Annotated in this window: 23 protein-coding genes and 1 pseudogene; 17 read left to right on the plus strand and 7 right to left on the minus strand. The window is 70.5% G+C overall.

Translation table 11 applies throughout. The features are described 5' to 3' along the window. Positions 1-7: 7 nt before the first annotated feature. The gene (gene purB, locus ACZ7CH_RS02235) at positions 8-1426 is read left to right on the plus strand and encodes an adenylosuccinate lyase (protein ID WP_360394335.1); all 1419 of its coding nucleotides are present in this window, start codon (positions 8-10) and stop codon (positions 1424-1426) included. Positions 1427-1428: 2 nt separating this feature from the next. Next, positions 1429-2244, plus strand: coding sequence for an MOSC domain-containing protein (locus ACZ7CH_RS02240; RefSeq protein ID WP_360394337.1), 816 nt, complete (start codon positions 1429-1431; stop codon positions 2242-2244). On the opposite strand, the gene ACZ7CH_RS02245 is transcribed toward ACZ7CH_RS02240, so the two are convergent. Continuing rightward, complete coding sequence (locus ACZ7CH_RS02245; RefSeq protein ID WP_470372990.1) at positions 2241-2678, minus strand: hypothetical protein; 438 nt, start codon at positions 2676-2678, stop codon at positions 2241-2243. The two genes, ACZ7CH_RS02240 and ACZ7CH_RS02245, sit on opposite strands and share 4 nt — an antisense overlap. Positions 2679-2764: 86 nt before the next feature. Between ACZ7CH_RS02245 and ACZ7CH_RS02250 the strand changes: the two genes are divergently transcribed. Next, entirely contained in the window at positions 2765-3640 is an 876-nt protein-coding gene (locus tag ACZ7CH_RS02250; protein ID WP_470372991.1) for a phosphoribosylaminoimidazolesuccinocarboxamide synthase, read from the plus strand. A gap of 65 nt (positions 3641-3705) precedes the next feature. After that, positions 3706-4341: a DUF2334 domain-containing protein gene (locus ACZ7CH_RS02255; RefSeq protein WP_470372992.1), complete on the plus strand. Its 636-nt coding sequence runs from the start codon at positions 3706-3708 to the stop codon at positions 4339-4341. Here the strand turns inward: ACZ7CH_RS02255 and ACZ7CH_RS02260 are convergent. Beyond that, on the minus strand, positions 4304-4927 hold the full coding sequence (locus tag ACZ7CH_RS02260; RefSeq protein ID WP_470372993.1) for an MBL fold metallo-hydrolase: 624 nt from the start codon (positions 4925-4927) through the stop codon (positions 4304-4306). The two genes, ACZ7CH_RS02255 and ACZ7CH_RS02260, sit on opposite strands and share 38 nt — an antisense overlap. Before the next feature lie 267 nt (positions 4928-5194). Between ACZ7CH_RS02260 and ACZ7CH_RS02265 the strand changes: the two genes are divergently transcribed. After that, positions 5195-6121 (plus strand): trypsin-like serine peptidase, encoded by a 927-nt coding sequence (locus tag ACZ7CH_RS02265; RefSeq protein ID WP_360394351.1) that lies wholly within the window; start codon positions 5195-5197, stop codon positions 6119-6121. Here ACZ7CH_RS02265 and ACZ7CH_RS02270 read toward each other — a convergent pair. Continuing rightward, positions 6105-7085, minus strand: coding sequence for an NAD-dependent epimerase/dehydratase family protein (locus ACZ7CH_RS02270; RefSeq protein WP_360394354.1), 981 nt, complete (start codon positions 7083-7085; stop codon positions 6105-6107). The two genes, ACZ7CH_RS02265 and ACZ7CH_RS02270, sit on opposite strands and share 17 nt — an antisense overlap. 115 nt (positions 7086-7200) lie before the next feature. Here ACZ7CH_RS02270 and ACZ7CH_RS02275 point away from each other — a divergent pair, with 115 nt between their 5' ends. The 4 genes from ACZ7CH_RS02275 to purL all read left to right on the plus strand — a co-directional run bounded on the left by ACZ7CH_RS02275 (position 7201) and on the right by purL (position 11142). Further along, positions 7201-7740: a hypothetical protein gene (locus ACZ7CH_RS02275; RefSeq protein ID WP_360394357.1), complete on the plus strand. Its 540-nt coding sequence runs from the start codon at positions 7201-7203 to the stop codon at positions 7738-7740. 233 nt (positions 7741-7973) lie between these two features. After that, positions 7974-8213, plus strand: a complete 240-nt coding sequence (gene purS, locus ACZ7CH_RS02280) for a phosphoribosylformylglycinamidine synthase subunit PurS (RefSeq protein WP_053739663.1) — start codon at positions 7974-7976, stop codon at positions 8211-8213. After that, positions 8210-8884 (plus strand): phosphoribosylformylglycinamidine synthase subunit PurQ, encoded by a 675-nt coding sequence (gene purQ / locus ACZ7CH_RS02285; RefSeq protein WP_360394360.1) that lies wholly within the window; start codon positions 8210-8212, stop codon positions 8882-8884. Before purS ends, purQ begins: the two co-directional genes overlap by 4 nt. Beyond that, a complete protein-coding gene (gene purL, locus ACZ7CH_RS02290; RefSeq protein WP_470369843.1) occupies positions 8881-11142 on the plus strand; it encodes a phosphoribosylformylglycinamidine synthase subunit PurL in 2262 nt (753 codons plus the stop codon). The genes purQ and purL overlap by 4 nt, the downstream gene beginning before the upstream one ends. Before the next feature lie 70 nt (positions 11143-11212). Here the strand turns inward: purL and ACZ7CH_RS02295 are convergent, their stop codons facing one another. Together ACZ7CH_RS02295 and ACZ7CH_RS02300 are read right to left on the minus strand one after the other, a co-directional pair. Beyond that, complete coding sequence (locus tag ACZ7CH_RS02295; protein ID WP_360394365.1) at positions 11213-12001, minus strand: lysozyme; 789 nt, start codon at positions 11999-12001, stop codon at positions 11213-11215. A 42-nt stretch (positions 12002-12043) separates the two neighbouring features. Beyond that, a complete protein-coding gene (locus tag ACZ7CH_RS02300; protein WP_360394368.1) occupies positions 12044-12883 on the minus strand; it encodes an aldo/keto reductase in 840 nt (279 codons plus the stop codon). Between the two features lie 78 nt (positions 12884-12961). Here ACZ7CH_RS02300 and ACZ7CH_RS02305 point away from each other — a divergent pair, with 78 nt between their 5' ends. Then, positions 12962-13855 (plus strand): LysR family transcriptional regulator, encoded by an 894-nt coding sequence (locus ACZ7CH_RS02305; RefSeq protein ID WP_470372994.1) that lies wholly within the window; start codon positions 12962-12964, stop codon positions 13853-13855. A gap of 150 nt (positions 13856-14005) precedes the next feature. Here the strand turns inward: ACZ7CH_RS02305 and ACZ7CH_RS02310 are convergent. Continuing rightward, positions 14006-14455 (minus strand): annotated as a pseudogene (locus ACZ7CH_RS02310) (hypothetical protein); the annotation flags it as partial. A 455-nt stretch (positions 14456-14910) separates the two neighbouring features. On the opposite strand from ACZ7CH_RS02310, the gene ACZ7CH_RS02315 reads away from it, so the two are divergent. The 3 genes from ACZ7CH_RS02315 to ACZ7CH_RS02325 are packed head-to-tail and all read left to right on the plus strand — an operon-like array spanning position 14911 to position 19775. Further along, positions 14911-15735, plus strand: coding sequence for an SAM-dependent methyltransferase (locus ACZ7CH_RS02315; RefSeq protein ID WP_470372995.1), 825 nt, complete (start codon positions 14911-14913; stop codon positions 15733-15735). 60 nt (positions 15736-15795) lie between these two features. After that, positions 15796-17961 carry a putative bifunctional diguanylate cyclase/phosphodiesterase gene (locus ACZ7CH_RS02320; protein WP_360394376.1) on the plus strand — a complete coding sequence of 722 codons (2166 nt, stop codon included), beginning with the start codon at positions 15796-15798 and terminating at the stop codon, positions 17959-17961. Positions 17962-17981: 20 nt separating this feature from the next. Next, complete coding sequence (locus ACZ7CH_RS02325) at positions 17982-19775, plus strand: glycoside hydrolase family 15 protein (RefSeq protein ID WP_470372996.1); 1794 nt, start codon at positions 17982-17984, stop codon at positions 19773-19775. On the opposite strand, the gene ACZ7CH_RS02330 is transcribed toward ACZ7CH_RS02325, so the two are convergent. Continuing rightward, positions 19768-22410, minus strand: coding sequence for a glycoside hydrolase family 2 protein (locus ACZ7CH_RS02330; RefSeq protein ID WP_470372997.1), 2643 nt, complete (start codon positions 22408-22410; stop codon positions 19768-19770). The genes ACZ7CH_RS02325 and ACZ7CH_RS02330 overlap by 8 nt on opposite strands. 150 nt (positions 22411-22560) lie before the next feature. Between ACZ7CH_RS02330 and ACZ7CH_RS02335 the strand changes: the two genes are divergently transcribed. The 4 genes from ACZ7CH_RS02335 to ACZ7CH_RS02350 all read left to right on the plus strand — a co-directional run bounded on the left by ACZ7CH_RS02335 (position 22561) and on the right by ACZ7CH_RS02350 (position 25727). Further along, positions 22561-23154, plus strand: coding sequence for a DUF3558 domain-containing protein (locus tag ACZ7CH_RS02335; protein WP_360394384.1), 594 nt, complete (start codon positions 22561-22563; stop codon positions 23152-23154). A 178-nt stretch (positions 23155-23332) separates the two neighbouring features. Then, positions 23333-23632 (plus strand): transcriptional regulator, encoded by a 300-nt coding sequence (locus ACZ7CH_RS02340; protein ID WP_360394387.1) that lies wholly within the window; start codon positions 23333-23335, stop codon positions 23630-23632. A 17-nt stretch (positions 23633-23649) separates the two neighbouring features. Continuing rightward, a complete protein-coding gene (locus tag ACZ7CH_RS02345; protein ID WP_470369849.1) occupies positions 23650-24924 on the plus strand; it encodes a PPE domain-containing protein in 1275 nt (424 codons plus the stop codon). Beyond that, positions 24921-25727 (plus strand): ESX secretion-associated protein EspG, encoded by an 807-nt coding sequence (locus ACZ7CH_RS02350; protein WP_458429996.1) that lies wholly within the window; start codon positions 24921-24923, stop codon positions 25725-25727. The genes ACZ7CH_RS02345 and ACZ7CH_RS02350 overlap by 4 nt, the downstream gene beginning before the upstream one ends. The last annotated feature ends 37 nt before the right edge of the window (positions 25728-25764 follow it).

Consider the following 25764-nt stretch of genomic DNA (forward strand, 5'->3'; position numbering starts at 1 on the left):
TGGCGGCGTGACCAAGCCGCGCATCGCCAACGTCCTCGCAGGTCGCTACGCCTCCACGTCGCTCGCGACGCTCTGGTCGGCCGAGCACAAGATCGTGCTGGAGCGCCAGCTGTGGCTCGCGGTCCTGCGCGCGCAGGCGGCCGCCGGCATCGACGTGCCGGACGGCGCGGTGGCCGACTACGAACGCGTGCTGGAGCAGGTCGACCTGGAGTCGATCGCGGCCCGCGAGCGGGTGACGCGGCACGACGTGAAGGCGCGCATCGAGGAGTTCAACGCCCTCGCCGGTCACGAGCACGTGCACAAGGGCATGACCTCGCGCGACCTCACCGAGAACGTCGAGCAGCTGCAGGTGCTGCGGTCGCTGGAGCTCGTCCGCGGCAAGACCGCGGCGGTGCTGGGCCGGCTGGCGCGCCTGGCCGCCGAGCACACCGACCTGGTGATGGCCGGCCGTTCGCACAACGTCGCCGCGCAGGCCACGACGCTGGGCAAGCGGTTCGCCACGGCCGCCGACGAGCTGCTGGTGGCGTTCTCCCGGCTCGACGAGCTGATCTCGCGGTACCCGTTGCGCGGCATCAAGGGCCCGGTCGGCACCGCGCAGGACATGCTCGACCTGCTCGGCTCCGGTGAGAAGCTGGCCGAGCTGGAACGCACGATCGCGGGCCACCTCGGCTTCGAGCGCGTGCTGACCTCGGTCGGCCAGGTGTACCCGCGCTCCCTGGACTTCGACGTGGTGTCGACGCTGGTGCAGCTCGCGGCGGCGCCGTCGTCGCTCGCGAAGACCATCCGGCTGATGGCGGGCCACGAGCTGGTGACCGAGGGCTTCAAGCCCGGCCAGGTCGGGTCCAGCGCCATGCCGCACAAGATGAACACCCGGTCGTGCGAACGCGTGAACGGCTTCGCGGTGATCCTGCGCGGCTACCTGTCGATGGTCGGCGAGCTCGCGGGCGACCAGTGGAACGAGGGCGACGTGTCCTGCTCGGTCGTGCGCCGGGTGGCGCTGCCCGACGCGTTCTTCGCGTTCGACGGGCTGCTGGAGACGTTCCTGACCGTGCTGGACGAGTTCGGCGCGTACCCGGCCGTCGTCGCCCGTGAGCTGGACCGCTACCTGCCGTTCCTCGGCACGACGAAGGTGCTGATGGCGGCCGTGCGCGCGGGTGTCGGCCGGGAGACCGCGCACGAGGCCATCAAGGAGAACGCCGTCGCCGTGGCGCTCGCGATGCGCGAGGAGGGCCTGGCGCAGAACGACCTGCTGGACCGCCTCGCCGCCGACGAGCGCCTGCCGCTCGACCGCGCGGCCCTGGACGCGCTGCTCGCGGACCGGCTGTCGTTCACCGGCGTGGCGTCGGCGCAGGTCGCCGCGGTCGTCGAGCAGGTGGCCGCGGTCGTCGAGAAGTACCCGGCGTACGAGCCGGAGCCGATCCTGTGATCGTGTCCGGGCTGTTCGCCTACCCGGTCAAGGGGTGCGGCGGCGTCGCCGTCACGTCGTCCGCCGTGGACCTCACCGGGCTGCGCGACGACCGGATGATGATGCTGGTGTCGGCCGAGGACGGCGTGTTCCTGTCGCAGCGGAACACGCCCGCGCTCGCCGCACTGCGACCGTCCCTCGTGGACTCGGCGCTGCGAGTCGGCGGCGAGTCGTTCCCGGTGGTCGCCGACGGGCCGCGCATCCCGGTCGTGGTGCACAAGTGGGACGGCTTCGGCGTCGACCAGGGCGACGACGCCGCCGCGTACTTCTCCGACGTGCTCGGTCAGGCGGTCCGGCTGGTGCGGATGCCGCAGGACGTGCGCAGGGAGTCGGGCGGGCAGACCGAGGGCCTGGTGGGCTACGCGGACGCGCACCCGCTGCTGGTGCTGTCGCTGTCCTCTTTGGACGGCCTGAACGAACGCGTCCTGGACCGCGGCGGCGAACCGGTGCCGATGGACCGCTTCCGCCCCAACGTGGTGATCTCCGGCTGGCCGGAGCCGCACACCGAGGACCGGGTGCGGCGCGCGGTCATCGGCGACGTGGAGCTGGGCTACGCCAAGGACTGCGTGCGCTGCTCGGTGCCGCTGGTCGACCAGGACACCGGTCTGCGCGCGGGCCCGGAGCCGATCCGCACGCTCGCCTCCTACCGGCGCGACCCGGACGGCGGCGTGACCTTCGGGATGAAGGCGGCCGTGGTCCGGGCGGGATCGCTCGCCGTCGGCGACGAGGTCGACGTCCTGGAGTGGGCCCCTCCGGCCCCTCCAGCTTCCCCGGCCTAGGCCTGCTGCCAGCGGAGGCGGTCGGCCCGCCGGTCGTCCTTGCGGCACACGAGCGCCTGCCCGCGCAGGTCGACACCGCCGGCACCCTCGGGAGCACAGCGCGCGCCTTCGTTCACGAGGAGACCCCGCTGCGGCGGCTCCGTCGTGGTGACCACCGGCGCGGGTGGCGGCGGCTGCACGGGCGGCGGCGCCGGCCTGCGCGTGGTGGTCGTGATTGTCGTGGTGGTGGTCGTCCTGGTCGTGGTCTTGACCGTGATCTCGGCGAGCTCGGGCGTCGGCACGAGGCTGACCTGCTGGGTCGTGCTCGCGCCCAGACCGGGGGCCGGTGCGGACGACTGCGGACCGGAGTCGCCGCCCCACCCCGCGACGGCGAGCACGACGAGCAGTCCCGCACTGGCGGTTGCCGGGATCAACAGGGCCTTTCGGGTGAGCACGGGGTGCACCTTAAATGGCCGGACGCCCGATCTGTAGTGGTGCGGTGGCCGGAAGCCGGCCGACCCGCCCGGCTAGGCTGACCGGCGTGCCAACGCTCGCTGACTACCAGCACGTCGCCAGGGGCAAGGTCCGCGACCTGTACGACGTCGACGACGAGCTGCTGCTGTTCGTCGCGTCCGACCGGATCTCGGCCTACGACCACGTCCTGAGCACCGCGATCCCGGACAAGGGCCGCGTGCTCACCGCGATGAGCGTGTTCTGGTTCGAGCGGCTCGGCCCGAACCACCTGGTCGCCGCCGACGACCCGCGGATTCCCGCCGAGGTGCGCGGACGGGCGTTGCTGGTGCGCAAGCTGGCCATGGTCGACGTCGAGTGCGTGGCGCGCGGGTACCTCACCGGCTCCGGCATGGCCGACTACCGGCAGACCGGCGCGGTGTGCGGGATCGAGCTGCCGGAGGGCCTGGTCGAGGCCGACGAGCTGGACCCGCCGATCTTCACGCCGGCGTCCAAGGCGGAGATCGGGCAGCACGACGAGAACGTGTCGTTCGACGTCATCGCCGCCAAGCACGGTGTCGAGCTGGCCACGAAGCTGCGTGACCGCACCATCGAGCTGTACAGCGAAGCGCGCGCGTACGCCAAGACGCGCGGCCTGATCCTCGCCGACACCAAGTTCGAGTTCGGGCTGGACAAGCAGGGCGAGCTGATCCTCGCTGACGAGGTCTTCACGCCGGACTCGTCGCGCTACTGGCCGGCCGAGGGCTACGCGCCGGGCCGGGTGCAGCCGTCGTTCGACAAGCAGTACGTGCGCGACTGGCTGACCTCGGACGCGTCCGGCTGGGACCGGCGCTCGGACACCCCGCCGCCCCCGCTGCCCGACGAGGTCGTCGAGGCCACCCGCAAGCGCTACGTCGAGGCCTACGAGCTGCTGACCGGCCGGTCCTTCGCCGACTGGCTCGCGTGAGTTAGCTCCGGTTTCACGCGGACGTCACCACGGCATGGCGCACTCGTCGGGTGCACTCACAGCTCGTGGTCTCACTGTCCGGCATCGGTCCGCAGACCCTCGACCGGTGCGCTGATCTGGCCGCGGCCCTCCAGTCGCGGCGGGTGCCGTTGTCGCTGCTCGTGGTCCCCCGCGAGCTCGCCACGGCGCAGGACTGGGTGCGGCAGCGCGCCGCGCTCGGCGACGCCGTCGTGCTGCACGGCCTCGGTCAACGCAGGCTCCCCGCGTACGAGGCGGGGCTTCTGCTGACGGGCGCCCGTGTGCAGATGGACGCCATCGGGTTGAACGTCGACACGTTCGCGCCACGGCGTTGTGTGGCGTCGCCGGGGACGTTGATCGCGCTGGCCAAGCACAAGTTCAAGCTCTGCGCCGACGCCCACGCCGTGCGGGACGTCGGCACCGGGCTCGCGACGCTCGGGCGGCTGCACGCGCTGACCGAGCGCAGCAACTTCGGTGAGCTGCGGTCGCTGGCGCTGGTCTACGCGGCGGCCAGGTCCGCGCGGCGCGGTGGGCTCACGCGGATCACCGTGGACGCGCGCGACCTGCACCGTGCGGGGGCGCGGCAGGCCGTGCTCGACGCCGTGGACGTGGCCCTCGCCCACGACGCCGTGCCGACCACCTACGTCAGACTTCCGTCTCCTCGCCCCGCTGCAGTGGTCTGACCTCGGTTCCGACCGGCTTGAGGTTCTCGAAGTGGTGGTAGGCCATCTGCGGCATGGCCAGCACCGCCTCGTGGATCGGCACGGCCACGCGCGGCTTCACGGCGCGCATGAAGTCGACGGCCTCACCGGTGCGCATCCAGGGCGCGCCGGAGGGGAGGCCGAGCACGTCGACGTCCTCGTCGGGCACGAACAGGGCGTCGCCGGGGTGGTAGAACGCACCGTCGCCGACGACGTAGCCGGTGTTCGGGACGACCGGGATGTCCTGGTGGATGACCGCGTGCTGACCGCCGACGGCCTTGACGGTCGTGTCGCCGACCTTCAGCACATCACCCGGCCGTGCGACGGTCGGGTGCTCGACGCTCGGCGCGGTGCCCTCGTCCACGACCAGCAACGCCCGCGGGTTCGACCTGAGCAGCGCGGGCAGCTTCTCGGCGTCGACGTGGTCGGCGTGCTGGTGCGTGATCATGATCGCGTCCAGGTCCACCAGGTCCTCGAACCCGGACGAGAAGGTGCCGGGGTCGATCAGGATGCGGGTGCTGCCGGTGTCGAGCAGCACACAGGCATGACCGAAATGGACAACTTGCATGGATTCCTCCATTACCGACGTTCGGCGGGCTGACACGGTCAGGTGACGTCGGAAGTATCAAAGGGCATGAGGAAAACCCTGCAACTCCTCACGGCACTGGCGCTGGCCCTGCCGATGACGACCGTTGTCCCTGCTACCACCACCACGTCTACACCTGCTCAGGCGCAATCGCCGCAGTCACAGGAAATCGGCACCGAGGAATCCGTCTCGGTCCGCGTGGGCGGCCTCAGCCGTTCGACGACCGTCGAACGGCCCGGATCGGGATACGTGAAGCTGCATTTCACGGATCTGCGCATTCTGCCGGGTGACGTGCTCACGGTGTCGAACCCTGACGGCACCGAGAAGTACACCTACACCCGCGACCTGAAGTCCTCGCTGACCGCCACCGTCGACGCGACCGGCTTCTGGGCCATGTCGATCACCGGCGACAGGGCGGTGGTGTCGGTGAGCAGCCCGCTCAGCCGCGCCCGCGTCGACAAGCTCACCCGCGGCTACACCGAGGCGGAGATGTCCGCGCAGCCGTCCGTGCAGAGCATCTGCGGCACGAACGACTACAAGGACGCCGTCTGCTACCAGTCCAGCAACCCGACCGAGTGGGGCAAGACGCCGGCCGTGGCGAAGCTGCTGCGCAACGGCAGCTCGCTGTGCACCGCGTGGCGGGTCGGCCCCAACAACCGCATGCTGACCAACGAGCACTGCTTCACCAGCACCACCGGCATCGAGGTGTGGTTCAACTACCAGTGCCCCACCTGCGGCGGCACGGCCACGGCCACCGTCACGAAGGTGCTGGCGGCCCAGGTCCTGAAGTACAGCGCCGCGCTGGACTACACCCTCTTCACCGTGAACAACTTCGCGGCCATCAGCTCGTTCGGCTACCTCGAGCTGGACGCGCGCGTTCCGGCCGTGGGTGAGGAGATGTACATCGTCGGCCACCCGGCCGGGAAGCTGAAGAAGCTGTCGTTGCGCGACGACAGCAACGGCGGCGGCTACTGCGCCGTGCGGGCCGTACGGGTCAACGGCAGCTCGTCGCAGTCCGACATCAGCTACATGTGCGACACCGAGGGCGGTTCGTCCGGTTCGCCGGTGCTGTCGAGGCGCACGCACAAGGTGATCGGGCTGCACCACTTCGGCGGCTGCCCGAACCAGGGCGTGCGCATCGACCTCGTCGCCGCGCAGGTCAACCCGCTGCTGTAAGGACCTCCGCCTCCTCGTCGGGCGTCAGTCCCGCCTTGCGGGGCCTGTCCACGCCGAGGCCGCGCTCGTACTCCAGCGAATCGAGCGCGGTCTCGGCCAGCGGCCTGGTCCGCAACCCGTTCGCCAGCGCGGCGCTGACGTCGCGGCCGACCATCTTCGCCCACTCCCGCGGCAACCACAGCGGCAACGACCGCGGCCCGGCCCACGGGTTGACCCCGAGCTGTTCGAGCACGCTCTCCGCCACCGGCACGAGCTGCGTCCCCGGCGCCGCCGTGGCCCCGGCGATCTCCCCGATGGCCATCTGGAACGGCATGACCGGCCCGGTCGAGTCGAACGTGCCGGTCACCCGCTCCTCGGCCGCGAACACGATCCACCGCGCCAGGTCCCGCACGTCGATGTGCTGGAACCCCAGCTCAGGGCTGTCCGGCACCACCACCCGGCCACCTCTGCTGAGCCTGGCGGGCCAGTACCCGAACCGGTCGCTCGGGTCGTCCGGCCCGGTGATCAGCCCGGCCCTGACGATGAACTCCTTGCCCTGCACGGCCTCCCTGACCGCGTTCTCGCTCGCGACCTTGACGCTGCCGTACCGCTCCGACGTGAACTCCTGCGCCGGATCGTCCTCCAGCGGCGGCAACAGCTCGTCGCTGCCCGACGCGTGGTCGGCGTAGACCGAGATGCTGCTGACGAACGTCCAGTGCGGCGTGGTCGCCCCGAACGCCTCCAACGCGTCCCGCACCCAGGTCACCGAGTACTTCGACACGTCGATGACGGCGTCGAACCGCTCCCCGGCGAGCTGGTCGAACGCGCCGGGCCGGTTCCTGTCCATCGAGACCAGGCGCGCACCTTCGGGTACTTCGCCCGAGGCGCCACGAGCACCGCACACCACGTCGTGGCCCCGGCGGACCGCCTCCGCCGTGACGGCCTTGCTGAGGAACACGGTTCCGCCGAGCACCAGGATCTTCATGATCCCAGCATCCGTCCGGAACACCCCGGACGCCAGCGCGCTCCGCTGACGGCGAAACGCGCTCGATCGGCTGGACTTCCTGCAGTGTCGTTCGGCCCCGGCCGATGAACGTTCCGTGAGTCTGCACGCCTTCGTCGACGAGTCGCGGCGAAACAACACCTACCTGCTGGCCGTCGCACTGGTCTCGCCCGGCCAACTGACCAAATTGCGCAAGCTGCTCATGGGCCTGCGCATGCCGAACCAGCGCGAGCTGCACTTCAAGAAGGAGACACCGGCTCGGCGCAAGCAGATCCTGTCCGCTCTGGGACCGGCCTTGGTCCAGGTCGACATCTACCTCGCCTGCTGCCGGAAGGGTGAGGAGCGGGCGCGGCAGACGTGCGTCTCCCGCCTGACGGACGACGTGCTGAAAGCCGGCGTGACGCGGTTGGTGTTCGACAGCCGTGAGATCCGCGACGACCACGACCTGCTGACCATCCGAACGACGCTCGGCAAGTCCGCGTGGGGCACGGGGTTGTTCTACGAGCACCTGCCCAGCGAGAACGACCCGTTGCTGTGGATCGCGGACATCGTGGCTTGGTGTTACGGCGCGGGCGGTGACTGGCTACGCCGGTCACGACCGCTGATCGGGACCGTCATCGACACGCGAAGGCCCTAGAAAGCGCGAAGCACGGCGGCCGACCGTCCGGACGGGCACCGTGCTCACTTCTCCGGCTTACGGGCCGAAGCTGAGTCAAGAATAGCAGGACCCGTGGCCCGGACAAGCCGCTTCACCCGATGGTGGAACCCGGTGAAGATGTGCCCCCGAACACCTGTCGAGTTGATGAACACCCAGGTCAGGTAGGCTCTCCGGGTACCGCCAGCCCCCTCGAATCCCGGGAGCAGTCTGTCGTGGCCCGAGTCGTCGTCGACGTCATGCCGAAGCCCGAAATTCTCGACCCGCAAGGCCAGGCGGTGGCGAACGCGCTGCCGCGCCTCGGTTTTGACGGCATCACCGCTGTCCGCCAGGGCAAGCACTTCGAGCTGGAGGTCGCCGACGACGTCGACGACGCCACGCTCGCCAAGATCGCTGAGACCTTCCTCGCGAACCCCGTGATCGAGGACTGGACCGTGCGCAGGGTCGACGCATGAGGGTCGGGGTCATCACCTTCCCCGGCACCCTCGACGACGTCGACGCACAGCGAGCCGTCAGGTACGCGGACGGGGAGGCCGTGCCGCTCTGGCACGGCGACCACGACCTGAAGGGCGTCGACGCGGTCATCGTCCCCGGCGGGTTCTCCTACGGCGACTACCTGCGCTGCGGTGCCATCGCCCGGTTCGCGCCGGTCATGCAGGAGGTGGTCGAGGCCGCGAACAAGGGGATGCCCGTGCTGGGCATCTGCAACGGCTTCCAGATCCTCGCCGAGGCCCACCTGCTGCCGGGTGCGCTGGTCCGCAACCACAAGCTGCACTTCGTGTGCCGCGACCAGTGGTTGAAGGTCGAGAACAACAGCACCGCGTGGACCACCCGTTACGACGCCGGCGCCGAGGTCCTCGTGCCGCTGAAGTCGGGTGAGGGCGGCTACCAGGCCGACGACCGGACCCTCGACGAGCTCGAAGGTGAAGGCCGCGTCGTCTTCCGGTACGTCGGCGAGAACCCCAACGGCAGCCGCAACAACATCGCGGGCATCACGAACGCCAGGGGCAACGTCGTCGGCCTCATGCCGCACCCCGAGCACGCGATCGACGCGCTCACCGGCCCGACGGACGACGGACTGGGGATGTTCCTGTCCCTCCTCGACGCAGTGCAGGTGAAGGCATGACCGTGGACACCGTCAAGAACGCCGAGAGCACCCCCGACCAGGAGCAGCCCTACAAGGAGCTGGGCCTGAAGGACGACGAGTACGCGCGCATCAAGGAGATCCTCGGCCGCAGGCCGACGGACGCCGAGCTCGCCATGTACTCGGTCATGTGGAGCGAGCACTGCTCCTACAAGTCGTCCAAGGTGCACCTGAAGTACTTCGGCGAGACCACGACCGACGAGATGAAGTCGAAGATGCTCGCGGGCATCGGCGAGAACGCCGGTGTGGTCGACATCGGTGACGGCTGGGCGGTCACGTTCAAGGCCGAGAGCCACAACCACCCGTCCTACGTCGAGCCCTACCAGGGTGCGGCGACGGGGGTCGGCGGCATCGTGCGCGACATCCTCGCGATGGGTGCCCGGCCGCTCGCGGTCATGGACCCGCTGCGCTTCGGCGCGCCGGACGCGCCCGACACCAGGCGCGTGCTGCCCGGCATCGTCGCGGGCGTCGGCGGCTACGGCAACTGCCTCGGCCTGCCGAACATCGGCGGCGAGGTCGTGTTCGACGAGACCTACCAGGGCAACCCGCTGGTCAACGCGCTGTGCGTCGGCGCGATGAAGGTCGAGGACCTGCACCTGGCGCACGCGTCCGGTGCCGGCAACAAGGTCATCCTCTACGGCGCGCGCACCGGCCTCGACGGCATCGGTGGCGTGTCCGTGCTCGCGAGCGAGACGTTCGACGACACGGCCGGCAAGCGCAAGAAGCTGCCGAGCGTGCAGGTCGGCGACCCGTTCACCGAGAAGGTGCTGATCGAGTGCTCCCTGGAGCTCTTCGAGAAGGGCATCGTCGTCGGCATCCAGGACCTCGGCGGCGCGGGCCTGTCCTGCGCCACGAGCGAGCTGGCGTCCGCGGGCGACGGCGGCATGCACGTGTGGCTCGACCGCGTTCCGCTGCGGGCCACGGGCATGACGCCGGCGGAGATCCTGTCCAGCGAGTCCCAGGAACGCATGTGCGCGGTCGTCGAGCCGCACAACGTCGACGCGTTCATGGAGGTCTGCCGCAAGTGGGACGTCATCGCCACCGAGATCGGTGAGGTGACGGAAGGCGACCGCCTGGTCATCACGTACCACGACGAGGTCGTCGTGGACGTGCCGCCGCGGACCGTCGCCCACGAGGGCCCGGTCTACAACCGGCCGATCCAGCGGCCCGCCGACCAGGACGAGCTGCAGGCCAACACGCCGGACGCCCTCGCGAAGCCCGCGAAGGACGAGCTGCTGGAGCTGATCAAGTCCCAGGCGGCCAGCCCCAACCTGGCCTCCAAGCGGTGGGTCACCCAGCAGTACGACCGGTACGTGCGCGGTGGCACGGTCCTGGCGCAGCCCAGCGACGGCGGCATGATCCGCATCGGCGAGGACACGCACCGCGGTGTGGCGCTCTCGACCGACTGCAACGGCCGCTACACCAAGCTCGACCCGTACGCGGGTGCGCAGCTGGCGCTGGCCGAGGCCTACCGCAACGTCGCCGCCACCGGTGCCACGCCGGTCGCGGTCACGAACTGCCTCAACTTCGGCTCGCCGGAGGACCCCGGTGTCATGTGGCAGTTCGAGCAGGCCGTGAAGGGCCTCGCGGACGGCTGCGTGGAGCTGGGCATCCCGGTGACCGGCGGCAACGTCAGCTTCTACAACCAGACCGGTTCCACGGCGATCCTGCCGACGCCGGTCGTGGGCGTGCTCGGCGTGATCGACGACGTGCGGCGCCGCATCCCCACCGGGATCGGGGCCGAGGCCGGCGAGACGCTGCTGCTGCTCGGTGAGACGCGCGCCGAGTTCGGCGGGTCGGAGTGGGCGCACGTCGTCCACCGCCACCTCGGCGGTCTGCCGCCGAAGGTCGACCTGCAGCGCGAGAAGCTGCTCGGCGAGGTCCTCGTCGCGGGTTCCCGCGACGGCATGGTCTCCGCCGCGCACGACCTGTCCGAGGGCGGTCTGGCCCAGGCCCTGGTCGAGACGTGCCTCATCGGCGAGACGGGTGCGCGGGTCTTCCTGGAGGGCGACCTGTTCACCGAGCTCTTCAGCGAGTCGGCCGGCCGTGTGCTCGTGGCCGTTCCTCGCACCGAGGAGCAGCGCTTCACCGACATGTGCACCGCGCGCGCTCTGCCGTGGCGCAAGGTCGGCGTCGTCGACCCGGAGTCGGGCGCCCTGGAGATCCAGGACCTCGGCTCGCTGCCCCTGACCGAGCTCCGCGAGGCCTGGGAAGCCACCCTCCCAGCCCTGTTCGACTGACGCTTCAACCGCACGCGGGGAGCTTTCGTACTCTCGGAGAGTACGAAAGCTCCCCGCGTGCGTTGAGCGGTCAGCGGGCGGCCAGGCGGGCCAGTTGGTCGTACTTGCCGTTGAAGAGGTTCTGGTCGCCGGGGAAGAAGCCGGCGGCCTGCCACTGCCAGATGGTGTGGAAGGTGAAGCCGGCCGGGAGCGGTCCGAGCTCGTCGGCGTAGCGCGCGATCCACAACGGGTGGTGCTCGCCGAAGTTGTACGAGCCGCCGACGCACTTGTTCCACCAGTTCGTGGACGTGTAGATCGCCGGATACCGTTTCGTGCGCGCGTAGACCGTGTCGCTGAACGAGCGCACCCACGTCGTCAGCTCCGCCTGGGACATGTCGTAACAGGTGTCGCCGTACGGGTTGTACTCCATGTCCAGCGCGGGTGGCAGGGTCTTGCTGTTCGGTGTCCAGCCCCCGCCGTTGTCGACGAAGAAGTTCGCCTGCTCGGCGCCGTCGGAGCGGTCGGGCAGCGCGAAGTGGTACGCGCCGCGGATCATGCCGACGCCGAGCGAGCCGTTGTACTGCTGGGCGTAGTCCGGGTTCTTGTAGTCGGTGCCCTCGGTCGCCTTGACGTAGGCGAACCGCGCACCCTTGGCCCACGAGTCCGCCCAGTCGACGTCACCCTGGTGGCTGCTGACGTCCATGCCGGGCACCTTGCCGTCTGCCGGTGGTGCTGCGGCCGTCCGGGTCCCCACCCCCTCGTGCCGGAGGATCTGTGAACCCGCGAAGTGGTCCGCGGAGCCCTCGGGCAAGGGCACCGCGGACGCGGGGGCCGGGGTCATCCCGGCGACGATCGCCGCAATGCTGATCAAGGTCCGCATGCACTAGATCGTGCGACCATTCGGCTCAGTCGGCCACCGGCTTCACCCGTCCAGGCGGGTCAGCTCCTCCGCGGTCAGCTCCAGGTGGGTCGCCGCTGCCGAGTCCGTGGTGCTCGCCGGCCGGGAAGCACCCGGGATGGGGATGACGACCTCGGACTTGGCCAGCATCCACGCCAGGCAGGCCTGGTGCGGGCTGACCCCGTGCGCGTCGCCGACCTCCTTGAACGGCCCGCTCAGCGCGCCCGCCTTGCCGATGCCGCCGAACGGGCTCCACGGCAGGAACGCGATGCCGAGCTTGTCGCACAGCTCCAGCTCCGGTTCGCTCGACCGGAACGACGGCGAGAACTGGTTCTGCACGGCGGCCAGCCGACCGCCCAGGACCTCGTTGGCCTGCACGATCTCCTCGGGGTTGAAGTTCGACACGCCCGCGTAGCGGATCTTGCCGTTGTCCAGCAGCTCGGCGAGCGCCCCGACCGACTCGGTGATCGGCGTCTTCGGGTCGGGCCGGTGGAACTGGTAGAGGAAGATCTGGTCTACACCCAGCCGCCGCAACGACCCGTCGACCGCCTTGCGCAGGTACTCGGGCCGTCCGTCGAGCGCCCAGCCGCCACCCTCGACGCGCGTGTGACCGCCCTTCGTCGCGACGAACACCTCCTCGGAACGACCGCGCAACCCCTCGGCGATCAGCTCCTCGTTGTGCCCGAAGTCGCTGTCGTCGAGCGAGTAGGCGTCGGCGGTGTCGATGAACGTCACGCCCGCGTCGAGCGCGGCGTGGATGGTCTCGATGGCCTGTGCGCGGTCCGGCCGGCCCTGGACCGACATGGGCATGCCGCCCAGTCCGATGGCGCTGACCTCGACTTCTCCGATTCGGCGCTTCTGCATGCCCTCCACTCTGCTCCACCTGCATTAAGCTGTCCAACGCAGAGAAGTGATCTCATTGAGCACCGCAGGTGATGAATCGTGGAACTCCGGCAGCTGGAGCACTTCGTCGCGGTCGCCGAGGAATCCCATTTCACCAGGGCCGCGCGGCGCCTGCACATCGCCCAGTCGGGGCTGTCGGCGTCGATCCGCGCGCTGGAGGTCGAGCTCGGCGCGCCGCTGTTCCTGCGCACCACCCGCCAGGTCGAGCTGACCGAGGCGGGCCGCGCGCTGCTCCCGGAGGCACGGCGCGCGCTGGGCACCGTCGAGTCGGCGCGCGACGCCGTGGCCGCCGTGCAGGGGCTGCTGCGCGGCACGTTGTCCGTCGGCAGCCTGCAGTGCCTGCACGTGGTGCACCTGCCGGCCGTGCTGGCGCGGTTCCACGAGCTGCACCCCGGCGTGGAGATCCGGATGCGCCAGTCCGGCAACGCCGAGCTGGTCGAGGACGTCCGCGCCGGGCGGCTCGACCTCGCCTTCGTGACGCGCCGGCCGAGGATGCCCGACGACCTCCGGGTGTCCACTTTGGCCAGTGAACCGCTCGTGCTCGCGTGTGCGCCGGAAAGTTCGTTCGCCGGTAAAGAAAGCGTCGAGCTGACCGAGCTGAGGGGGCAGGCGTTCGTCGACTTCAACGCCGACTGGGGCACGCGCGACGAGGTCGACCGCACCCTCACCGCGGCCGGGGTCGAGCGGCACGTCGCCGTCGAGGTCAACGACGTGCACTCACTTCTGGACTTCGTCGGGTTCGGTCTCGGGGTTGCGCTCGTCCCGCAGTCCTTCGCGGTCAAGCCCACCAGGGCGCACTTCGTCGGCCTGCGCGGGGACGTGCCCGTTGCCGAGACCGCGGTCGTCACCGGCCACGCGGTCAGCGCCGCCGCGCGCGTCCTGCTGGACGTGGTCGCCGAGGCGCGGGCGGGGCGCCTGCGCGCCGCCGGATAGCGACCAGCCCTCCACCGGCGTGCGCAGAGCGGTGCCGGGCAACAACCTCAGCTCGCCCACCTGCTCCGGCGGTGGCGGGTCGACGAGCGCCAGGAACGTGCCGACGGTGGCACCGCGGAAGTCCACCTTGCCGTGGAACGTGCACTCGGTGAACGCGAGCCCGCCCTCGAACCGCGCCTCCGGTACCGAGAGCCGGCCGTGGAAGGTCGAACCGGAGAACAACGCCCGGCTGCGCACGTGCAGCTCGCGGAACTCGGTGATGCCGTAGAACTGCGCGCGCCGGCAGACGAACCGGTGCACCCGCCGCCCGTCGAGCTGGAAGTACTCCAGCGCGGCACCGGTCAGGTCGAGGTCGTAGAAGTCCTTCCTGTTCCTGTCCCCCCACGACAGCAGGTCGCGGATCAGCCGTTGCGCGGTGCGGCGGACCTGCTGCTCGCGCTGGACCTCCGGGTCGACCGTGACGAACACCGTGTCCGGGTCCGCGCGGTCGTGCTCCCACGACGGGTGCTTGAACGGGCGGCGCAGGTACGCGCACAGCACGTCGAGCACGGTCTGCGTGTAGCGCGGCGTCGAGTTCGCGAGCCACACCAGCGCGTGCATCGCGCCCACGCGCACCTGGTCGGCCTCGTTGCCGAGCAGCTCGACCGAGCGCGCGAACCGCTCGTCGGCGACCTTGTCGCTCTCCAGCAGGTGCTTGCGGTCGTTGAGCCACAACGCGTAGACCGCGATGACGGCACCACCGGCGACACCGGCGGTCTTCACGACCTCCACCGCGGGTGCCTTGAGCCACCACAGCGCCACGGCGGTGCCCGCGGTGACGAGAGCGGCCGAGATGACGGCGAAGAGCCACTTCACGTCAGTTCCTCCACGTCAGCGGCAGGTCGGGCTCGTGGGAACGCCACGAGGGAGGCGGGGAGGGTGGGGAGCAGCACGGTCTTCTGGTGGTGCTTGCGCCGATCGGCAAGCCGCAGGAACCTCACGAGGTCCGCATTCTGCCAACGGCGCGATGTGCAACGCTGGCGGATCGGCCCAGGACGTGGGTGCGCGGATCCGACGTGGAGGTAGCGGTGGAGCGGCCGAACTGGGCACCGGGGGACATCGACCTGGAACGGCCGAGCGTCGCACGGGTCTACGACTACTGGTTGGGCGGTGCGCACAACTTCGCGGCCGACCGCGCGGTCGGGCAGCGGGCCCTGGAGGTCATGCCCGAGCTGCGCGACGTCATCCTCAACCACCGCGCGTTCCTGCGCCGGGTCGTGCGCCACCTGCTCGGCGCGGGCGTCCGGCAGTTCCTCGACCTGGGCTCGGGCATCCCGACCGTGGGCAACGTCCACGAGATCGCGCAGGGCACCGACCCGGCCGCGAAGGTCGTCTACGTCGACGTCGACCCGGTCGCCGTGGCCCACAGCCGGTCGCTGCTGAACGGCAACGGACGGGTGGCCGTGCTGCAGGCCGACGTGCGTGACCCGGCGGCCGTGCTGGGCTCGCCCGAGGTCGGCGGCCTGCTGGACTTCGACGAGCCGATCGCCGTGCTGATGATCGCGCTGCTGCACTTCGTGTCCGACGAGGAGGACCCGCTGGGCATCATCGGCGGGTACCGCGACCGGCTCGCACCGGGCAGCCACCTCGCCATCTCCCACGCCGGGTACGAGGCGGACGAGGAGACCGGCTCGTACCGGGCCGTGCGCAGCGTGTACGACCGCGACGTCACCCCGATGACGTACCGCAACGAGGCTGAGTTCACCCGTTTGTTCGACGGGTTCGACCTGGTGGAGCCGGGTGTGGTGCGGTTGCCGGCCTGGCGGCCCGAGTCGCCGGACGACCTGAACGGCTCGCGAACGCCCTTCCCGGCGTTCGGCGCGCTGGGCCGGAAGGCGTAAAGGTGACTGCGCACGGCAACCGCCCGTATGCTGCGCGTTCGTGGCGTTAGGGCCGAGACGATGACCGAACGGGTTGACCACCGGGTGCGCGACGACCGCTCTCCCTCGGACCCGGCCGTGTTGGCCGGTGCCGAGTCGTTCGCGCGCAGCTGGGCGACGGCCGTCATCGGGTCCAGCTACGTCCCCATGACCAGGGCCGAGGTCGCCCAGCACCTGCAGGACCTGACCGTGCTGCTGGTCGAGGCGCTCTACGCGAGCCCGTTCCGCACCGAGCCCGGCTACGAGATCGGCTCCCGGCTGGTCGACGCGCACTTCACCGGCACCGACACCCTCGGCCGCACGGTCCAGCTGCTCGGTGACGACCTGCTGGCCGAGCTGGGCGCGGCCGGGGACACGCGGTTGCGGTCCCGGCTGGCCGCGCTGCAGGGCGCCCTGTCCGCCGGGTACGCCCGCGCGCTGCGGGAACGCACGCTCGCCGAGCAGGAGGCGATCAGGGCGGCCGTGCTGGACGCCCGCGACCAAGCCGAGGCGGCGCTGCGGGCCTCGGAGGCCCGGTTCCGCGCCATGTTCACCGAGGCCGCGATCGGCATCGGCATCGCCGCCATCGACGGCCGGATACTGGACGTCAACCAGGCGTTGCAGGACATGCTCGGCTTCAGCGTCGAGGAGATGCGCCAGTACAACGTGCGCGACCTCATGCACCCCGAGGACGCGGGCAGCGTGTGGCGGCTCTACGACCAGCTCATCGCGGGCGAGTGCGACCACTACCGGGCCGAGAAGCGCTTCCACCGCGCCGACGGCGAGCAGGTGTGGACGCACCTGACGCTGTCGCTGGTCCGCGACGACCACGGCGAGCCGCAGTACCAGGTGGCGATGATCGAGGACGTCACCGACCGGCACCTGCTGCAGAACCGGCTGCGCTACCAGGCGCTGCACGACCCGCTGACCGGGCTGCCGAACCGGGCGCTGTTCCTGGAACGCCTCGGCCGGGTGTTCAACAACCGCGGCAAGCACCAGCGGGCCGGCCTCTGCTACCTGGACCTCGACGGTTTCAAGGTCATCAACGACTCGCTCGGCCACGACGTCGGCGATCAGCTGCTGGTCGAGGTCGGGCGCAGGCTCGACCACTCGGTGTCCGGCGAGGGCAAGCTGGTCGCCCGCATGGGCGGCGACGAGTTCGTGATCCTGGTCGAGGGCTCGTCCGGTGAACAGGACATCGTCGACGTGGCCGGCCGGGTGCTGACCGAGTTGGAGGCACCGATCCGCATCGCCGGCCACGAGCTGTCGGTGTCGGCCTCGATCGGCATCGTCGAACGGCAGCTGTCCGGCACCACGGCCGCCGACCTGATGCGCGACGCGGACATCACGCTGTACTGGGCGAAGGCCGACGGCAAGGCGCGCTGGGCGTTGTACGACCCGGAGCGCAACGCCCGCGAGGTCGCCCGCTTCACGTTGTCCGCCACGATGCCGCGCGCGTTGGAACGCGACGAGTTCTACGTCGAGTACCAGCCGCTGGTGCGGCTGGAGGACTCCACGGTCGTCGGTGTCGAGGCGCTGGTGCGCTGGCAGCACCCGGAGTTCGGGCGGCTCGCGCCGGACCGGTTCATCGAGCTGGCCGAGGAGACCGGGCTGATCGTCCCCTTGGGACGGTGGGTGCTGCGCAAGGCCTGCGAGGAGGCGCGGCGCTGGCTGGTCGAGTTCGGTGACGCGGCACCGTTCGTGTCGGTGAACCTCGCCGTGCGCCAGTCCCGCGACCCCGAGCTGGTGCGGGACGTGAAGCGCATCCTCGACGAGTGCGCGCTGCCGCCGCACCACCTGCAGCTGGAGCTGACCGAGTCGGCGATCATGGGCACCGCCGACGAGCCGTTGGAGGCGCTGCGGGCGTTGTGCGACATGGGTGTGCGCATCGCGATCGACGACTTCGGCACCGGCTACTCCAACCTGGCGTACCTCAAGCACCTGCCCGTGCACGAGCTGAAGATCGCCGGTTCGTTCATGGAGGGCCTGCGCGCCGAGAACGAGGAGGACCCGGTCGACGCGCAGATCGTGGCCACGCTGGTGCAGCTGGCGCACGCGCTGTCGTTGGGCGTCACCGCCGAGGGCGTCGAAACGCCTGCTCAGGCCGCACGGCTGCTGCGGCTGGGCTGCGACACCGGCCAGGGCTGGTTCTTCGCGCGGCCCGGTCCGCCCGAGGACATCGACAGCCTGCTGCGTGGTGATCTCTAGGTCGGGGAACTCCGAGTGCCATGAAGATCCTGGCGCTCGTCGTGCTCCTTCTCGTGGCGGTGACACCGGTCGTGCACGCCGCTGAGGTCGTCCCCCTCCCCGCGGACAAACAGGGGTTCGGCACGGCCAGAGGTGGCAGCCCGGTGTGGTTCACCCTCGGCCACCAGGGCCTGTCCGAGGTCTTCCACCCCGACCTGAGCACCCCGGCGACCCGCGAGACCCGGCTGCTGGTCGACGGCAGGCCCGGTCAGGCGCGGACCGAACCCGCCGACGACCGGTCGTTGACGTTCCGGCAACGCTTGCGCGGTGAGGGCTGGCACGCCGTGCTCACCTACGTCACCGATCCGCAGCGTGCGGCCGTGCTGGCGGACGTGGAGTTCTGGGCCAAGCGGCCGATGAAGCTGACGATCGACCACGTGCCGATGAAGGGCGCGAGCACCGTCGAGAGCACGCTGCCCGCCGAACCCGTGCGGCACGCTCGTGGCACGTTCGCCGTCGGGTTCGGCGACGGTGTCGCACGGGCGGCGCTGAACCGTGATTTCCGTGTGGTGGCACGGGAGTACGCACGCGGCTGGCACCAGTACCTGGACGGGTTGAAGCGGCCGAGGTCGGCGGACCGGCGGCTCTACGACATGTCCGTGATGGTGCTGGCGGCGACCGAGGACAAGACGCACCCCGGTGCGTCCATCGCGTCGCCGAGCTTCCCGTGGGCCTTCGGGTCCGATCGGGAGCTGGCACCGGAGCTCGGCCCGTACGCGCTCGTGTGGCCGCGCGACCTCTACCACGTGTCCACCGCCATGATCGCCGCCGGCGACCGCGGGTTCGCCGAGCGCTCGCTGGACTTCATGCTGCGCGAACAGCAGGAGCCGGACGGCCACCTGCCGCAGAACACGCGGGTCGACGGCACCCCGGTGTGGCTGAAGGTCCAGCTCGACCAGACCGCGGCACCGCTGCTGCTGGCGTGGCACCTGGACCGGCGTGACAGGTCCACAGTGGACGCTCTGCGCCGTTCGGCCGACTACCTGCTGAGCTACCCGGACGCGCCGTTCAGCGAGCAGGAGCGGTGGGAGAACCAGAGCGGGTACTCGCCGGCGACGATCGCGTCCGCGGTCGCGGGCCTGGTGTGCTTCGCGGACCTCCTGCGGCGCAACGGGGAGAACGCCGACCGCTACCTCGCCGCGGCCGACGCGTGGCAGCGGCAGGTCGAGGGCTGGACCGCGACGAGCACCGGCCCGTACGCGCCCAAGCCGTACTACCTGCGCGTCACCAAGGACGGGAAGCCCGACCAGGGCACGAAGTACAACCTCGGTGACAACAACCCGACCGACATCGACCAGCGGGCCGTCGTCGACCCGAGCTTCCTCGAACTGGTGCGGCTCGGCGTGCAGCGCGCCGACGACCCGGTCATCCGCAACACGGTCGCCGTGGTCGACGCGCAGCTGAAGGAACAGGGCTACTGGCACCGGTTCACGCAGGACGGCTACGGCGAGACCGCGGACGGCCGCCCGTGGGGCATCAACTGGCCGGAGCCGACCCGCACGTACGGGCGGCTGTGGCCGTTGCTCAGCGGTGAACGCGGCGAGTACGAGCTGCTCGCGGGCGACAAGGCGAGTGCAGCCAAGCGGTTGCGGGAGGTCGCGGCGACGGCGAACAGCGGCCTGATGCTGCCCGAACAGGTGTGGGACGGCCGGGGCACGCAGTCGGCGACCCCGCTGGCCTGGACGCACGCCCAGTACGTGCGGCTGGCGTGGTCGCTCGACCGGGGCGAACCGGTCGAGCGACCTGCCGTGGTGGTTGAGCGGTACCTCAGCTGACCGACTTCTTCGCCACGTTGTGGCCGGAGACCTCCACGACGGGCCGGGCGGACCCGAGCGACGAGGACCGGTACTCGGCCTTCAGCGCCAGGGTCTCGCCCGGCCACAACGTCACGTAGTTGTCGCTCCACCGCGTCGGCAGCACCTCGGCACCGCCGGTGCCCTTGCGCAGCGACGCCCGCACGAAGAACGCCACGGTGCTGCCGGTGTTCTTCAGCGTCACGGTGGTGACCTGCCTGTCGTCACCGGCGGGTGCGGTCGACACGGTCGAGGTGACCGTGCCCGGCTTCAACGCGTTGAGGCCTTTGAGGTCCGCGTACCCGGACTGCGGCGTGTGGTACCAGGTGGAACCGCCGTAGTTCAGCGTGTCGGGCTTGGTGGAGAGCCAGTAGACGTTGCGGTCCACCACCTGGCCGGCCGCGTCCTTGAGCAGCAGGCGCACGAAGTACGTGGTGGACAGCCCGGACGGCTGCGGCAGCGCGCCGGCCTTGGTGGGACCGTTGGCCGCCGCGGTCACGGTCCGGGTCTCGTCGGCCTTCTGCGTGCCGTCGAGGTTGAACAGGGTGATCTGCAGCCGGTGGCCGGTGGCCGGGTGCAGGCTCGTGTTCATGACGGACAGCGACTTGTCGTCGTAGGAGTACTGGGCGTGCAACGGCCGCAGTCCCGCCTTGGCGCCGAAGTACGACCCCGCGGTGGCGAGGTAGTAGTCGTACAGGTGCCAGTAGAGCGTCGGCCAGGCGTTGTTGAGCATCCAGTAGATGACACCGGTCGACGGGTTGGTCGCGTCGCTGAAGTTGTCGCCGAACGCCTCGAACTGCGCGCGGTTCGTCTCGTAGTTCGCGAGCTGCGCCTTGCGGACCAGGTCCTCGGCGTTCGCCGGCTTGCCGTAGCGGTTGTCGAGCGCGGTGCCCCAGAACGTCAGCTTGTCGAACGTGGCCGACGGCGACAGGTGGTACTGCGTCGCGTTGTAGTCGGTGAGCCTGGTGATCTCGGCGGCGGACAGGAACTTCTTCAGCTCGTCCATCTCGGGGATGGTCGCGCCGGGGCCGATCTCGGAGGCGAACCCGGCCGCGCCGCCGAGCTGCTTGGTGTGCCAGTAGACCGGCGGCTCCCACCAGTACGGGCCGTCCATCTTCATGCCGGGCTTGCCCAGCTGCGGCGAGCCGATGTTCTTGGCCGACGAGATGACCGGCAGGTTCCACTCGGCCCGCTGCAACGCGTCGAGGTAGGTCTTCTCCAGGCCGGCGCCGGGTGCGGCGTCGGAGCCGATCATGAACCCGATCATGCTCGGGTGGTTGCGGATGCGCCGCGCCTCGCTCTCCGCGGACTCGCCGGCGACCCGGTCGTCCTCGGCGTCGAACGAGTCGTACCGCTCCCACTTCGAGCAGCACTCCCAGCCGGTGAGGATCATGATGCCGCGCTGGTCGGCCAGGTCGTAGAGCTCGTCGTTCTCCGGCTTGCCCTCCAGCCGGAGGGTGTTCATGCCCATGGCCTTCACGAGGTCGAGCTGGTCCTCGACGTAGCGCACGTCCGTGCGCAGGAACAGGTCCGAGGCCCAGCCACCGCCGCGCACCAGGAACGGCTTGCCGTTGACGGTGAACTGCCGTCCGGTGCCGCGGAGGCTCGACGACACCTCGCGGACGCCGAAGGTGGTCTTCGCGCTGTCGGACGCGGTGGTGCCGACGTTCGCGGTGAGCACGGCCTCGTAGAGCGGCTGCGCGCCCATCTGGAACGGCCACCACACCCGCGGGTCCCGCAGGTCCTGGGTGAACGTCACGGTCCTGGTCTGGTTGGCCGCGAGCTGCACCCGCTGCTTGAGGACCTGACCGGCGACCGCGGCGGTGACCTCGGTGGTGACCGGCTGGCCGGTGTTGTTGCGCGCGTCGACCTTCGTGGTGATCTTCGCGCTGGTCAGGGCCGGCAGCGGCAGGTCGGTGTCGACGCGCGGGTTGCGCAGCGAGACCGGGCCGCTCGGTTCGAACGTGACGTCGCGGAAGATCCCCTGGTTGCGGTCGGGCGGCAGCTGCGCCCAGTCGATGAAGTGGATCAGCAGTTCGTTCTGCGGGTCGGCCGGCGTCGCCTTGATCGCGAGCGCGTTGTCGCCCTTGCGCAGCAACGGCGTCACGTCGAACTCGTGCGTCGGGTACGCGCCGACGACCTGGTCGGTGCCGGCGACCTTGCTGCCGTTCAACCAGATCTCGCCGCGGGCGATGATGCCGCCCTTGAGCCGGAGGAACGTGTGCACGCCCGGCTGCGGGTCGGCGCTGAACACCTTGCGGTACCACCAGGCGACCTTGAAGTCGCCGGCGTCGACCTGCTTCATGTTCTCGGAGAACCGGACGTCCGGGTACCGGCCGTTGGCCACCAGGCCGGCCATGACGGTGGACCGCGCGGGCACCGTCAGCCACCCGGTGTCCGGATAGGCCGGTCCGGAGATCACGTCACCGGCCTGCGCGGCCCTGGCGCTGCTCTGCATGCGCCAGTCGGGGACGGTGGAGGCGGTACCGGGCCGTGCGGTCACGGTCAGCGCCGCTCCCGTGCCGGGCACCGGACCCGCGGCCGCCGTGGTGGGCACCAGCAGTGCCAGCCCCACGGCCGCCACGACCAGTGCCGGTAGTGGTCGGTTGCGCAGCATGTCGCTCCTCGACGCATCGGGGCGGCGGCGCTCCGGGTTATCGTAAAGAAGGTTTCCTTTCAGTGGGGTCACCGGCAATGGGCCGTGCGGGTGACTCGGCTCACCGCAATCGCGACACTCCGCGTTCGGCGATCCGATACGTTGACCGTCATGCGTCGCGTGGTGGTCCCGTTCCTGCTGGCAGCGGTCCTGACCGGGTGTTCTTCCACCGAACCCGGCACCCCCTCCGCAGGCGGGCAGACCTCGACCGGCACGCAGACCGGGACGTCTGCGAAGAGCGCACCGGTGAACCGCCCCAGGGCCGTCGACCTGCTGGCGCTCGACCCGTGCACGCTGGTGACCCCCGAGACCAGGACCGCGCTCGGCATCCGCAGCGTGCAGCCCGGCACGCCCGATGCCGACTACGGCGAAGGCAGCAGGGGGTGCGGCACGAGCTACGAGGACCGCAAGTTCCTCTGGAGCATCGACACCGTGGTCAACGGTGGCGCCGACCGGCTGAAGAGGACGGTCGGCCAGGCGACCGGGCTGACCGAGCTGGAGGTCGCCGGGTACCCCGCCTACCTCGCCACCGGCCGGTCCGGGAACAGGACGGCCCAGTGCGAGGTCTTCCTCGACGCCAACGAAGGGCAGCTGTTGAGGGTTGCGGTGACCGCCGGTCTGGGTAATGACTCCACGGCGGACAGCGCGTGTGAGAGGGCCAAGCCGCTCGCGGAGGCAGCGGGGTCGGCGCTCCGGGCGAAGTGAGCAGAACTACTCGCTTTTACCGGGAACCGGTCACCCGCGTCATGCATCAGAGCTAAAGTCGTTCCAAATGCACACGCGGCCCCGATCCTGAGGGCCGTACTGAGGAGGGTGTGCCGTGCATCTCGCGGATGGTGGGGGTACTTCGTCGCCTCCGGAGTTCGGTCAACGCAGGCTGAAGGTGGACCCGTCCGCCATTCCCCAGGCGAGGGCGGCGTTCGAGCGCGCGTTGGACGAGTTCGAGGCCAAGATCGAACGTTCGTCGGACGCGCTGCCCACCAGGCCCTGGGCCGGTGACCCGATCAGCAGCGAGACCTCCAAGGCGTTCAACGAGCAGACCAGCGAGAAGGCCCTGGCCGCGTTGGTGTTCTACAAGAAGCAGCTCATCGGGGTCATCGACCAGCTCCGCGCGATCGAGGAGCAGTACCGCATGGTCGAGGGCGACAACACCGCCCTCTGGGGAAAGCACCTGCAGGGCTGAGAGGAGGGGACTGACCGATGAGCGACCACCGCTTCCAGGGGTACGCACACCCCGAGCTGTACAAGATGATCAACTCCGGCCCCGGCGTCTCCGCCTCCATCCCGGTCGAGGGCGGCTGGAAGACGATCGCCGCCTCGCTCGCGGAGATCAACGAGAACCTGCACGCCGCGCTGGCGAAGATGGGCGCGGACTGGGAGTCCGACGCCGCCGACGCCGCGAACGCCGCGCTGTCGCCGCTGGCGGAGTGGGCCGGGTTCGCGAACCAGGGCGCCACGACCATGGAGAGCTCGGCACGCCTGCAGGGCGAGTTCATCGCCGAGGCGCGCAAGAAGATGCCCGAGGTCGTCCCGATCACCGCCGAGAAGCCCGGCTTCCTCGACTTCGCCGGTGGCGCGCTGACCGGTCCGGCCGGCATCGCGCACGTCATCGGCCAGCAGCGCGACCACGAGCGCCAGGAGGCGGCCGCCGACAACGCCGCCGCCCAGGCCGTGAAGGTCATGGAGGACTACCAGGCCGACAGCCGGTGGAACTCCTCCACGCTGGGCGAGTTCCCGGACCCGCCGCAGATCGTCATCGACACGCCGCCGCCCGGCCAGACGGGCACGCACAACCAGCACGTCGGCTACACCCCGACGGGCGTGAGCTCGCCGACGGGCACCGGCACGAACACGGGCACGACCACGCCGTCGTGGACCGCGCCGCCCACCGGCACGGTCTCCCCGACGCCGACGTGGACGCCGCCCGGTGACACCACGCACACGTCGTGGACGACGCCGTCGACGACCACGACGCCCCCCACGACCCACCTCCCGCCGACGACCCTGCCGACGCCCGAGCCGAAGCCGACCCCGACGCCGGGGCCCGGTCCGGTCTTCACCCGCCCGGCCACGGGCGTGCCCGGTGGCGGCCGCAGCGGTCCCGGTGGCACCGGTGGCGTGCGCGGTGGTCAGCTCGGTGGCGGCAAGGCGTTCGGCCCGATGTCCGGGTCGCTCGGTGCCTCCGGCCAGGGCGTCGGCGCCGGTCAGGGCGGCCTGAAGGCCGGCGTGCCCGGCATGGGCCCCGACGCGCTGCGCCCCGGCGGCATGGGCGCTGCCGGTGGCCCCGGCGGTGCCGCGGGCAAGGTCGGTGCCGCCGGTGGAGCCGGCATGGGCGCCGGTGGCGCGCACGGTGCCAAGGGCGAGGGCGAGGACGACATCGAGCACAAGGTGGCCGACTACCTGGTCGAGACCGACGACGTGTTCGGCGACGACCGCATGATCGCGCCCCCGGTCATCGGAGGCCTGTCGGAGTGAGCCTGTTCGGCGGCCCGGCGGAGAGGGAGCCGATCACCCTGTCCGCCGAGGAGTTCGACGTGGTGTGGGAGCGGCTGAACGTCGGTCCCATGCCGCTCGTGCTCAAGGTCCCCTCACCTGGCCGGACGCGGGACGAGCGCATCGCGCTGGAGAACCGCGTCCACCAGCAGCTGGACCACCGCCGGCTCGGCAACTCCCGCGGCCTGTCGGCCGAGCTGGACGGTCTGCTGCGGATGTTCTCCAAGCCCGAGCGGGAGGCGGACGGCCGCCTCTGGCTCGGTCACGGCCTGCGCGTCCTCGCCGTGGCGAACGGCGACCACGGCGCGCTCGCGACGTTGCGGGACGACCAGCTGACGTTCCAGCCGTGGGCGGGCTCCGGCCTGGCCGCCGCGGTCCTGTCGGTGCTGCCCCAGCACCCCGCAGGCACCGGCCTCTCGGTCACGCTGCCGAGTGCGGACATCGAGAAGGCGGCCGCGCGGACCGACGGTTCACCGAAGTCGATGGAGGCCGCGTTCCGCGGCATCGGCCTGCGCGAGGACGACGCGAAGGCGCTCGTCACGATGTTCACCGGCGTCGTGCGGACCGGGAACTTCGGCGCGGCGGCCCGCGACAGGTACGGCAAGCGCTGCCGGCCCGACCGCGTGATCTCGTTCTTCGACACCGAAGAGGGCCGTTACCTGCAGCAACGCCGTTCCACCAACGGCCAGCCGCCGTGGAGCACCTTCACGCCGACCGACGCCCGCCGGTTGATGCACCAGGTGGACGAGCTGGTCGCGGAAGCAGTGCGTTCCGCAGCGGACTGATCTCTGGTTTGATCTGACCACCGCCGCCGTGGCCAAG

This window comes from Lentzea sp. NPDC037011, from assembly GCF_055607425.1.